This is a genomic window from Paraburkholderia sp. BR14374 (assembly GCF_040948685.1).
GTDB classification, from domain to species: domain Bacteria; phylum Pseudomonadota; class Gammaproteobacteria; order Burkholderiales; family Burkholderiaceae; genus Paraburkholderia; species Paraburkholderia youngii.
Genome location: NZ_JBFPKF010000045.1, coordinates 1 through 11,788, shown reverse-complemented (window position 1 = coordinate 11,788; position 11,788 = coordinate 1). Strand labels below are relative to the sequence as shown.

Sequence of the window (11,788 nt, the reverse complement as noted above, 5' to 3'; positions counted from 1 at the left end):
ACCAGCAGTCGGGCCTCGAGGAAAAACTCACGCTGGCCGAGTTCGACTGGTCGTTCAATCCGAAAATCCCGCGTCAGGCCTGCTTCCAACTCAACGCGCTGAAGTTCATCGCCGCGGGCGAGAACGGGCTGATCATCGGCAAACCTGGCACCGGGAAGTCACACGTTGCCAAAGCCGTCGCATACCAGGCAATCCTCCAGGGTCACAAGGTGCAGTATCTCGAAACTGACGACTTCTTTAACCGCTACGCGCTCAGCGCACCCGAACAGCGGCAGACGCGGCTGCGCGCGATACTCGACGCGGACCTGCTCGTGCTGGACGACCTGTTCCTGGCGCGCTCGATTCCTGACGAGGCCGGCGCGCTATTGCAGACGCTGGTCCATCAGCGCTACAAACTGCGCCGGAGCATCATCGTCACATCCAATCGCGTGGTACAAGATTGGGGCGCGTACCTGGGCGACAACACAATGAGCACCACGATCCTGGATCGCCTCATGCATCACTGCCACCAGCTCGAGTTCAACGGCCGCAGCTACCGGCTCAAGGAAGCCGCTGAGGCCCTTGCGCAGAAAACGAAAGAGGACTAAAACTCGACCTCGTCCTGCTTCACCCGGTGGGGGATTTTACGCGACCACAACTGGGGGAGTTTCAACTGACCGTCCGGGGGCAGGGAGCCGTCCAGGATGCCTGTCCAGACTACAAATCTCGCCCCTTCTTCAGGCGAAGAAGCGGGCGGCGCAAGAGATAAAACGCAAATAGTGCTGCAACTGCGACAGCATCACCGGCTACCCGCGCTGCTCAAGGCGGCGGAGCTGGCGCGCAGTACGTTCTGCTATCAGTCGAAATTGCTTGACGGTGGCGAACGGAACAAGGACCGCTATGGCTACCGGCGCATCGTGGAAGCGATCCGGGTGGCAGGCCAGAGGGTGACACGCAAGACGGTGCGACGTCTGATGGTGTAGCTGAAGCTGAAGTCGCCGGTGCGCGTGAAGAAATACCGCTCATGGCGCGCCGAAGCCGGGTGTATTGCGCCGAACCTGTTTAATCGCGAACTTAGTGCGCCGCGAGCCAGTTCAAACAGAGGGCGCGTGTTCATCTGATAGGCCAGAATCTCGCCGTTGTACAGATCTAGCACAGACGAAAGATACAGCCTCTGGCCGAGCACGTCGAACTCCGAACGTAGAAGGTACGCTCCTGTTTGGGACAGGGCACAATGTCCGATGCCTGCGGTGCCCATGAGCCGTATAAGGACGTTCCGCAATGAGAATGACATGGATCACCAGCCTTTCCGGTGCCGACAACTTGCTCAGCGTGAAATAATATCCCCGGAGAGTCGGACTATCGACGCGTGCAGCATGCCACGGGGATCTTATTGAGCGGATCGAGACGGTGCGGACCTCATTACGCGGCCCAACTCGACTTTCGCGGCAGCGCGCCTGCGCCACCGATCGCATTTAAAATCGCGTCACATCGATCATTCTCTGGGGGCGCCATCAATTGCGCGGCGCACTATGTTAGGGTTCGGCTGAGGCAGCGTAGTCTCCAATTCAGCTTCGACTGCCCGTTGATACTTAGACTGTCCGTGCTGGTGCGAGGGATTTGGCGAAAAGCATCACGCACCGCATAACAGTTGGCCGCACGCAACCGCTGCCAATAGCTGTCTTAATTCTCCATGGCGACGAAATCCTCTACATCCAAGAATGCATTGCGAACTATCTCATCATTTCTCGGAGGTCCTGCAGAACCTTTTCTGCTTCGAGACGATCGGTGTACATGTCAGTCCGGTACTCTTCTGTTACAGCGTTAGCGGCGAGCTTTTTGTTCATATTGATAGTTTTCTTCGAGGTGTTCAGTCCATTTCCTGCACACGTGGCGCCCTTCTCCGGCAAGGCACCCTCGAGCAGATAGTCTGCGAAATAGCCGCCAATGCATTCGCTGCCAGAAAAAAATGCACCATGGTCGTACGTCGTCTCCTGAACTACAAGTCTTGAATTTTTCAATGTGGCTGCAGTGGCGCGCGCTCCAGGCAGAGGCGTTGGACCATCATTCTCATCCTGCAGCATGAGAACAGGTAGCGTCGCGGCACTGTCGAACGACGGCAGCCTGCGCGTGCTGAACGGCCAGTAAAGACAGGGCTGACCGGAATATAAGCCCCCCACAAGCGGCGCAGACATGGCGAGAGAATTTCCAAGATCTGTCCAGTACTCCTCGCTCGAGTGGATCAAGGCTCCATCATTGCAGGTCACGGACACTTGGGCCGCCCGCCGGTCCTCCAGGGACCTTGTGCTACCGGAACCTACTTCAGCATATCTTGCGACCGCCTCTCCGGCAATCTTTTGCGTGGCATTTTCCACGGCTCTGTTCCAACTCGGAAAGAAAGGCAGCGAGACTACCTCGCGATGAAGGTCATTAGGGGAAGTCTGCGGGTTTTCTGCCAAAACCGTCTTTATTCTTTTGGCCACTGCCAACTTTTCTACCACAGCATCAATTTGCCATTGAGCATACAGTGAATCAACTATGGTTCGGCCAAGCCAACTTGTGAGCCAAGGGGGACCGTTCCTAGTAATTTCTTTGACATCGTCCGCGTTCGAACCGAGGCCGCAAAGCTCGTTCTGTGGGGCGACATAAGGGCAATGATGCCATCGAATGTGTGCTGAAATGCTGGAGCCTGCGGAGGGAAGGTCTCGGCAAACGGAAGGGTGATATCTACGACGCTATTCGGTGTTAATGAAAGGGGTCAGCGGCGTGCCACCACAAGCGGATACGAGGTCGCGGCTTTCGATCATCTGTGCCCTGACTCCAGCGGGGGACCTATCGGTGAAAGAAATTGCTCTCGCCGGGGCGCTAGAACTGCATACCAACTGGGCGCTTGAACCGACGCCGCGCGGATCGAATCCGTTCAGATCGTAGGCATCCGACAATTGCAAGAGCTTTCGACCTACAGGATTTGCCGAATTCCCAAGCAGCCATAGCGTCGACATGCGCAAAGGCATAGCCAGCCCTCTCGCACCTGGCCCCCAAGGATTCATCCATATGCCACCAAGCCGGTTTGCAGGCTTACCGGCAGTCACTCGCAGTACGCAATGCCGACGCTACCTTTGGACGCATCATCGTAATCCAACGGCACCTTTACCGTAGTACAACTAGCCCTAGTCGATAGCGGACCCAGCAGGTCTTTGTTCACAATTTGAAAATTGTCAGATCCGCAGGTATGCCAAGTTATTGACTGGACGTAGTATGGCGTTAGTTCATCATCCACGCTGGAACCAACTGACGCGTGAGTCGGGTCGGTGACTGAACCGCCGTCCGAGCCACCGCAACCATTCAGCGCGACCGCAATCAAAAGAGCCCCTAAAACGCGAATCTTTTTTAATGTTTTTGTCATCATGTCTATGTTCAACAAATTGTCTATGTTCAATAAATGTATCGATTCTTCATCGTCCGGCCAGCTAGAATGGTGCATTATGGTGCGGCTGTCACTTATGAATTTGAATCAGATTGACATTGATCAGAAATCAATACTCGCAGCAATAAGAAACGCCGATACTCGCAAAGGCTCCATCAACCTTCCTTATGCACACTTAAACAATATCGAGTGATATCGCGCGTCCGAATGGCGTTATCATCTCCTTGGCAGCAGAGGGATGCGCAGACGAGCTGGATCGTTCTCATGTTGGCCCTTTTGGCGACATGCTCGAAAGGTCACACACTCTATTGCAATTGAGCTGAACAACGACCTTGCGATTGCTGTTCCTGCACCGGCGACCAGTCAGCTATTTTCCGTTGGAATAATCGATGTAAAGGATGCGGACACGCGTTACTGAGGGTAGTTGTGGCCATAGCGGCGGCTTAGTTTTGCTGGCCGCAATGAGCCCGACGAGGCTTCGCTGTCGACATCCCCGTTATGCAACAAGATGCGAGAACCAAATGATGCTACCGCTGCCAGCGGCAGTCATCGGTGAGCAGTACATGCGGCCAAGCTACGTGTTGGGAATATTGCAGCGATGGACGTTTGAGGACGTCGGCCTTGGTGTACAGTCGACCCGCCGGCGCAAGCGAGCAGCAGCAGATTGAGGTCGCCGGGCACAACCGCAACGTCCGCGCTGGTCGATCAGCTCGATGCATTCTCGAAAATTGTGGCACCACTGCCGGATTGCGATGTTCGCCGATGCCTAGTCCACCGTACCGCCGCACCCTGCGCCTGATCTTTGCCTACGACGGCGACGCGCTATCGCTCGCCTCAAAGCATCTGGTCGAAATGACCCTGCCACCCTCGCATGAGCTGTGCAGCTCCGAAGGCAAGGCGGGGTTCTGGTTCGAATTGCGCGACCCCCACGGCCGGCCGTTATACCGACGGATCCAGCATGATCCAATGCCGCGGTATCGCGAAGCGCATGCGCCCGGCGCGACCCCAACGCACGTTACAGCTCTGCGGCGCGGCGTTTTCGAAATTCTTGTACCGGCCTATTGGGAAGCGGCGACACTGGTTCTGTTGGCGACAGAGCACCCGCCGGTCGCACCATTCGGCACGATCCGCGCCGAACGAGCGCGCAGCGGTGGCCCGCGGGTTGGCACGGGTGCGGCGCGCGAAATCGCCCGATTCAGTTTGGATGACATCCTGAAATGACTACCGCAGATGGCGCCGTCATCGGCGTCAGCAAGATCATCGACCACGGTCCTGATGTATCGCGTTGGAATCTTGTGATCCTTGGCGACGGCTACCAGAGGGCCGAACTGGCGACCTATGCGACCGACGCGTGGAACTTCGCAAACGCTGTCGCCGGTACCGCGCCGTTCAACGAGATGTGGTCGGCCGTCAACGTACACCGCGTCGAGGTTTCCTCGACCGACAGCGGCGCTGACGACCCCGCGGGCTTGTGCAACGGTACCGGCGCGACGGCGCGCACCTATTTCGACGCGACGTTTTGCGAAGGTGGGCAAATACGGCGGCTGCTCAGCGTCGACGCCGCTACAGCGTTGAACGTCGCGCGCACGCAGGTGCCACAGACGAACATGACGGTAGTGATCGTCAACAGCACCATCTACGGCGGTTCCGGCGGGCCGGTCGCGGTGTTTTCGAAAGCAGACGGCGCAGAGCAAATTGGTATCCACGAAATGGGGCACACGGCATTCGGCCTCGCCGACGAATATTCGACGTACGCCGGTTGTTCAAGCGGTGAAACTGGCCACGACACCTATACGGGAACCGAGCCGGCACAACCCAACATAACCGCCAACACCGACCGCGCGACGATCAAATGGGGCGCACTGATCGCTGCGGCCACTGCGCTACCGACCACCGTCAACGCTAATTGTACGCAATGCGATACCCAAGCATCGCCTGCCCCGGCCGCTACGGTTGGTGCATTCACAGGCGCAGGGTATTTCCATTGCGGATTGTATCGTCCACAATACAACTGCCAAATGCGTACGCTCGGGAAACCGTTCTGCGCGGTCTGCCTAGAAGTCATCAGGAACACGCTTAAGCCATTCCTGCCGCTGCCGCCTGTCACGAGCCACTTCACCCCAACTTCTGGCAACCCCGGTGGCGCGAACGTTGATGCAACCACAGCGGATTCATCGGCCTGACTGCGGTCCGCGCGCGGCGTCGGTAGTAGCGAACGTCGTTATCGAGTCCGGCCCACGGATCAGCACGCTTAGCCCTTCGGGCGCAGGCAGCAAAGCGGGCGCGATTGCGGCCTAGTTCAGCTACATCATAGCGAGACTGCCGTCGATCATGAACGTCAGCCCCAACACCGGTTGGAGCGCGGCCGGCAATGCTGACCATCAGAGGAATCGGCGTCACTCATGCGAGTGACGCCAGCTTTGGCAGCAATCCCACGCTATGGCCTCGACTCGGTCGCGCAGGCAACCTCGACAGGCCCCGGACGGTCGATAAGCATCGGCGCTACAATTACTACGCCATCGGGCACGTCAGGGGCCAATAGAGCGGCATCTTCGCCTATTGTTGATCGAGCTAAAATTCGCCCAGTCTGGACCGCCACTTCGCCAGCAAAGGTTACGTGCATAAGGCGCTGATCGTCCGTCGATCCGATGCGATCAGGGAATCACCAGGTCGGATGCGAGCATTCGTAAGCGGCTAGCCAAGCCGCCTTGACGGATTAACTAGTGGCTGGTCGCGGTCGGTCGCCAGCGATGCGGTAGTAATGCCGCGATATCGCTGGCCTTGTGGGTCGGCAGTCACGTGAGGACATCTTTCAGATAGGCGTGCGGCTCGTGCCCATTGAGTTGTGGTGAGCGCAACAGGCCCATGATGGCGGCAGCGCGTTGGCCCGCTCGCAGCGAGCCGGCGAACAACCAGTTACGCCGATAGCAAGTTCGCGATCATTCTGCCCATATCGGGCAAGAAGTTGAAGTCCATTACCGTTGACATCCCCTGTATGGGCGTCGCGTCAAGGTACGAGACGTCGAAGAGCGGAGCGGCGGTCGCGTGGTGCACGTTGAGGCCAGCCTAGGCGTAGTGAGGGTCGTGTCGGCGTGGATGCTGGATGCGCATCTCAGCCTGACGCACGTTCTTCATGTCGAATGGAACCGGCACGAATGCCGGCGCCCGGAGTCCCATTTGCCGGAAGTAATACAGCGTCGGACGCGCAGGTTGACGTTCATCAAGGCGTATGTGATTGCGCCTGCCACAATAGAAAAAAGCGTAGGCCAATTGCAACCAGAAAATTCCATGTGGACCATGAAGTACTATATAAGACCTTAGCTTGGTGCGTTTTCCCGTTTGTGCACGACTGGCACCGCGTAGCGCTTCCCAGCGCGCGCAAACACAATGAGGTTCTCTTGTCGGCTTCGACCATATACCGAACATGCCGCCATGGACGGCATCATTGGCCACCGGCTGGTAGACCTGACGTTCGAGCGCCGCTGATGACTTGTTACATCTGCCCGCGACGAACGAAGGCTTGGTGCCCTATCCCTTCGCGCTACTGACTGGTGTACCTAAGCCGAAAATGCACAACACGCTGCCTGCCTAGGAAGCAGCTCATCTGCGCTTCCGCACCTACACGACGCACGTCTACGACCGGCTAATGTCAGACCATCATTGCGATGCGTGGCTCCTCGCGATCGCGACGCCGCATCGGAAGACTTTCTGCCCATTGCACGAGGACAAGGGTTATGACAATGCTACACGCCGAGCGTTACCACGACATCTCATGCGGTCACCGCCTAGTGGGACATGAAGGCAAGTGCAAGAACCTGCATGGGCACAACTACCGCGTTCATTTTGATTGCGAAGCTTCCTCACTCGACGATCTCGGGCGCGTCATCGACTTCGGGGCGATCAAGACACTGCTTTGCAATTGGCTCGAGGATCACTGGGATCACCGCATGTTGCTGTGGATCGAAGATCCGTTCTATGTCGGCTTGCGCGACCTCGATCCGTCGGTGGTCGGCGTGCCCTTCAATCCGACCGCTGAAAACGTGGCGCAGTGGCTGGTAACCGAGCTCGGCCCTGATATCTTGCAGGGAACCAGCGTCCGGTTGGTCGAAGTGCGAATCGAGGAGACGCGCAAATGCACTGTGACGTACCGGCGCTAACTGTGCCGCCCGTTGACATCTATCCCGTCAACGAGATTTTTGAATCGTTGCAGGGCGAAGCCAGCTTCACCGGCACACCGTCGGTGTTCATCCGCCTGCAGGGGTGTCCAGTCGGTTGTCCGTGGTGCGACAGCAAGCATACGTGGGAAATGGTCCCGGAGCGCGCGATCAGCGTGGGCGCGATGCGTCTGAAAGAAGCGTCACCGTGCGACAGCTATGCGTGGTACGGCGTACAGACGTTAGCCGATATAGTGCGGGCGTCAGATGCTGAGCACGTGGTCATCACGGGCGGCGAACCGTGCATCTACGATCTGCGCCCGCTGATCACGAAGCTCGAAGCGTGGCATCACCGGGTCCAGGTCGAAACCTCCGGCACTTACATACCGCTCGTGACGCCAAGCACTTTCGTCACCGTCAGCCCCAAGTACGCCATGCCCGGTGGCCGCACGGTGCTAGATGAAGCACTGTGGCGAGCCAACGAGCTCAAATGCGCGATCGGCAAGCAGCGCGACGTTGGCATGGTGCTCGAGAAACTTGACCCGCTCCACCAAGCGCGAGACATACCGATCTGGTTGCAGCCGCTGAGCCTGTCGTCTCGCGCCACGGATATCTGCATTCGGGCCGCGCAACGCTACGGCTGGCGCGTATCGTTGCAGATACATAAACTCATCAACATCAGATAGCATCTCCATCTTGGTCTGGCAACGCGAGGTGAAGGTCCTCCCAGTTGATCAAGAAAAATATAAGGCGTCATCAGTTGCGTAGAGCTAGCCGGAACCTCGTCAGGGCATTCCGCCATGTCCGGGCATCGCGAACGCGCCCGTGTGGAATGGCATGAGTCATGGCGGAACTTTGAGCTGAAGTGCGCTTACACCGTACCGCGTCGAGGTAGGTGTCGACGTGCATCGGCAAGGCGTCGAGCAGGCCGCCCAAAAGTGCGCGTGCGAACGGTTCGCGCGCTGTCGGGCCACTGCATGCCTTACTCGCGCGGCGGGCAGCATGCGGTGAAATGACAAGCGCAAAGGCCAGCGACAAGCTCGCTTCCGCGATCATGTTCAGCCGAGCAACGGCAAGCGATTCTGAACGCGTCAGCCGGCGCAGAAGACTATGGATGATGTTCGTGCGGCACTCCGCCAATAAGTTCAGATCACCGGTCGCTACACTCGCGCCCGCTTTAAGGACGTCCAAGGCGCTAGCAATTCGCGAAGCGGTACGAAAACCAGCGTCTGGCTGGTTGAGCTTGTGCCTTACGAGGGTTGGACATCATGCTCGACGTGTGGAACTAGCGTTGCATTGCCCCCCCCCTTGAACAGCGGCGCGCGGGATCTTGCGTAACGCTCTCGGGGGCGGCCGCGTTCTGCGCAGTCTGGCGCCGCCGCATTGGCCGACGGCTCGCACCGTCCCAGCAGACTCCAGCAGGAAACAACCCGATTAGGCCAGATTTAAGCACCTTGAGCTTGAACAGGCGTCCCCAAGCTGCTTCACAGTGCGGCATTGTCTCGAGGCGCCAACGGTATCTCGCCCCTGATTGACACATGTTAAGCGCGCTTTTGACGGATACGGCTATACTAAATGCACCGTTCGTGGCAAACGTTCGTCAAGACCCATAGGCGTCGGCCGCGTCTTCACATTTAAGAATCCGCCATGACAGTACAACGAGCTAAAGTCGGAACTGGTGTACGGGGGAGTTGAGGCGGGAGATTGAAGGCGGTGGAGGTTTCAGCTGAGAATCTGATTGTCGAAGTCGGAAACCAGCAAACAACAAACCATCCACCATGAGCAAGTTTACGGAAAAAGCAGTTGTCGGTCTATCGGAAGTCGGTCTGGGCCTGGACGAATTGGTGCGACACGGAGCGCGGCAAGTGATTCAGCAAGCAATCGAAGCGGAGCTGTCGGCGCTGCTGCAGCGATTCGAGAACGTCAAGACCTTGCATGGACAACGCGCCGTGGTACGCAATGGCTATCTGCCCGAGCGAGAAGTGTTGACGGCAGCCGGGCCGATTCCAGTGAAGGTCCCCAAGGTTCGCGATCGCTCAGGATCTGGTGTGAAGTTCAATTCCTCGATTGTGCCGCCGTATGTGCGGAAGTCGCCGCGCGTGAGTGCCGCGCTGCCGTGGCTTTATCTGAAAGGCATCTCGACGGGCGACATGAGCGAAGCGCTGAGCGTGCTGCTGGGTGAGGACGCCAAAGGCTTGTCGGCCAATGTGGTGAGCCGTCTGAAGGCGCAATGGGCCGATGAGCACGCCATTTGGAGCCGGCGCGACCTGTCGAACTCGCGGTATGTCTATTGGTGGGTCGACGGCATTCACACCGGGCTGCGCAGCGAGAACTCAGACGGCCAGTGCCTGCTGGTGATCATCGGCGTGAGGCCCGATGGTCGCAAGGAGCGAGTCGCAATCGGCGACGGTTATCGCGAATCGAAGGCATCCTGGCAGGAGTTGCTGCTCGATCTGAAATCGCGTGGCTTGCAGGCGGGTCCGCTCCTGGCAGTCGGCGATGGCGCGATGGGCTTCTGGGCCGCATTGGAAGAAGTGTTTCCCAGGACGCGCGGCCAGCGCTGCTGGTTCCACAAGATGGGCAACGTTCTGAACGCGCTGCCGAAGTCACAGCAAGGCAAAGCCAAGGCAGATCTGCAGGCCATCTGGATGGCCGCCACGCGCGCCGACGCGTATGCGGCGTTCGATCGTTTCGTGACGGTCTACGCGGCGAAATATCCGAAGGCCACGGAAACGTTGAAGAAGGATCGGGAGAGCCTGCTGGCTTTCTACGACTTCCCGGCCGAACACTGGCAGCACCTGCGCACAACCAACGCGATCGAGTCGACGTTCGCGACGGTGCGCCACCGTACTACGCGTACACGCAACTGCGTGTCGCGACCGACCTTCCTCGGTCTGGCATTCAAGCTGATCGAGGAAGCCGAGAAAACCTGGCGCCGCATCAACGGCCCCGAACAGATCCAGTTGTTGCTGGAGGGCGTTGCCTTCCAGGACGGCGAGCCGGTGCAAGACGATCAACCGGGTCAGCAGAAACTCGCCGCTTGACGTCGCCCGCTATCAACGGCCCATACACCAGACTTGACCTTATCTCCAGTACAACCCATTACATCGCTCAATCTGTGCGCTGCAACTCTCACGCTCGCCCTGCAAATGCAGGCGAGCTACCACGAAACCCTGAAACGAAATTGCGATCTGAGGTTACAGCGTATTAGGCGCGACATTGCAGCAGTGCAAGCCATTTGCGATGTTGCTGTGGCTGCGCGTGACTGCACCGAACTAGCAGCGTCATATCTGATCATGTCACGCGACTATGTAGCAACCACCAGGGATCTTTGGCAGCAAGGGCTGTGGAGTCTGGCCCCCGACACCAAAAAGACCTGACTCGTCGGCGCGGACCATTCACGTCAGGGCGCTCTGTCGAGTGGCCGTGCATATAAGCGTTTGCCGAACTTGACGCAGTAGATGTTCTGGCAAATGGCGCCGACATAACTCCGCACTGGATCCACACGAAGATGGCACGCGAGAATTAGGACAAGGAGGACAAGGTACTACGCGCACGAATCTCGACTCCTCGTCAATATAACCAAGCGTTCTTGCGGACGCAATCCCGTTAATTGCTAGTTTTATTTGTAGCTATAGGTTTGGTGCTCTTCGACGCCTCCGCGCCGACCTCAAGGTTACTTTTTGCGACTTCAACTTCTTGCCGACCAGCACTCCGTAGGCTTTCGCATAGAGAATCGGCAGCCGAAATCGCGGAATTCAAAGCGCTCGTGACTGGAACATTCTTGGCGACGTCCTCCACCATCGTCTGCACCTGACGGCGGCAGGCGCTACCTTGCACCTGCACAATTCGTGCGAACTCGGCCTGTGTTACCAACACGATGTCGACCGCCTGACGGCTATACGTCAGCACCCTCTCGGTCATCCGCTCAGCGAAGTTGTCTTGAAGCGCGAGCCAGTCCCGGTGCTCCTTCGACGATAGCGACTTTTGCACCAGTTCGAACATATCGACAAGCGTCGTGCAGGTCCATTGATTGTTCAATGCAGCCAGCTTCCCGACGCTCTCCACTGTCTTGTCGCCGAGATCAAAGAGGTAACCTACCGTTACGTTTTGGATTGCGGCAATCTGTTCCCGGTTCAGCATGATGAAGCTCCAGTGTGCGCGATCCGGACACGAAGGCGGCGCCTCCACGATCTTGCGACAGAGATCGCATAATGGGTCAAAAACG

10 protein-coding genes and 1 pseudogene are annotated in these 11,788 nt (G+C 57.9%); 7 read left to right on the top strand and 4 right to left on the bottom strand.

Going from position 1 to position 11,788, the window contains the following annotated elements:
• Both AB3X86_RS36730 and AB3X86_RS36725 read left to right on the top strand, forming a co-directional pair.
• Nucleotides 1-587: ATP-binding protein (locus AB3X86_RS36730; RefSeq protein ID WP_368599733.1), on the top strand; the 587-nt coding region annotated here is incomplete at its 5' end.
• A 96-nt stretch (nt 588-683) separates the two neighbouring features.
• Nucleotides 684-962 carry an IS3 family transposase gene (locus AB3X86_RS36725; RefSeq protein WP_368587942.1) on the top strand — a complete coding sequence of 93 codons (279 nt, stop codon included), beginning with the start codon at nt 684-686 and terminating at the stop codon, nt 960-962.
• A 750-nt stretch (nt 963-1,712) separates the two neighbouring features.
• Here the strand turns inward: AB3X86_RS36725 and AB3X86_RS36720 are convergent.
• Nucleotides 1,713-2,354 (bottom strand): alpha/beta hydrolase, encoded by a 642-nt coding sequence (locus tag AB3X86_RS36720; protein ID WP_368587943.1) that lies wholly within the window; start codon nt 2,352-2,354, stop codon nt 1,713-1,715.
• Between the two features lie 713 nt (nt 2,355-3,067).
• The gene (locus AB3X86_RS36715) at nt 3,068-3,388 is read right to left on the bottom strand and encodes a hypothetical protein (protein ID WP_368599732.1); all 321 of its coding nucleotides are present in this window, start codon (nt 3,386-3,388) and stop codon (nt 3,068-3,070) included.
• Nucleotides 3,389-4,168: 780 nt separating this feature from the next.
• On the opposite strand from AB3X86_RS36715, the gene AB3X86_RS36710 reads away from it, so the two are divergent.
• Nucleotides 4,169-4,627, top strand: coding sequence for a hypothetical protein (locus AB3X86_RS36710; RefSeq protein WP_368587855.1), 459 nt, complete (start codon nt 4,169-4,171; stop codon nt 4,625-4,627).
• Nucleotides 4,624-5,589: a M64 family metallopeptidase gene (locus tag AB3X86_RS36705; RefSeq protein WP_368587856.1), complete on the top strand. Its 966-nt coding sequence runs from the start codon at nt 4,624-4,626 to the stop codon at nt 5,587-5,589. The genes AB3X86_RS36710 and AB3X86_RS36705 overlap by 4 nt, the downstream gene beginning before the upstream one ends.
• A 537-nt stretch (nt 5,590-6,126) precedes the next feature.
• On the opposite strand, the pseudogene AB3X86_RS36700 reads toward AB3X86_RS36705, so the two are convergent.
• Nucleotides 6,127-6,330 (bottom strand): annotated as a pseudogene (locus tag AB3X86_RS36700) (transposase domain-containing protein); the annotation flags it as partial.
• A gap of 816 nt (nt 6,331-7,146) precedes the next feature.
• Between AB3X86_RS36700 and AB3X86_RS36695 the strand changes: the two are divergent.
• From AB3X86_RS36695 to AB3X86_RS36685, 3 genes are all read left to right on the top strand, one after another.
• Nucleotides 7,147-7,563: a 6-pyruvoyl tetrahydropterin synthase family protein gene (locus AB3X86_RS36695; protein WP_368587857.1), complete on the top strand. Its 417-nt coding sequence runs from the start codon at nt 7,147-7,149 to the stop codon at nt 7,561-7,563.
• The gene (gene queE / locus AB3X86_RS36690; protein WP_368599731.1) at nt 7,539-8,246 is read left to right on the top strand and encodes a 7-carboxy-7-deazaguanine synthase QueE; all 708 of its coding nucleotides are present in this window, start codon (nt 7,539-7,541) and stop codon (nt 8,244-8,246) included. Before AB3X86_RS36695 ends, queE begins: the two co-directional genes overlap by 25 nt.
• A 1,092-nt stretch (nt 8,247-9,338) precedes the next feature.
• Nucleotides 9,339-10,604 (top strand): IS256 family transposase, encoded by a 1,266-nt coding sequence (locus AB3X86_RS36685; RefSeq protein ID WP_368599730.1) that lies wholly within the window; start codon nt 9,339-9,341, stop codon nt 10,602-10,604.
• Between the two features lie 565 nt (nt 10,605-11,169).
• Here the strand turns inward: AB3X86_RS36685 and phaP are convergent.
• On the bottom strand, nt 11,170-11,788 hold a 619-nt coding region (gene phaP, locus AB3X86_RS36680; protein WP_368599729.1), incomplete at its 5' end, for a TIGR01841 family phasin.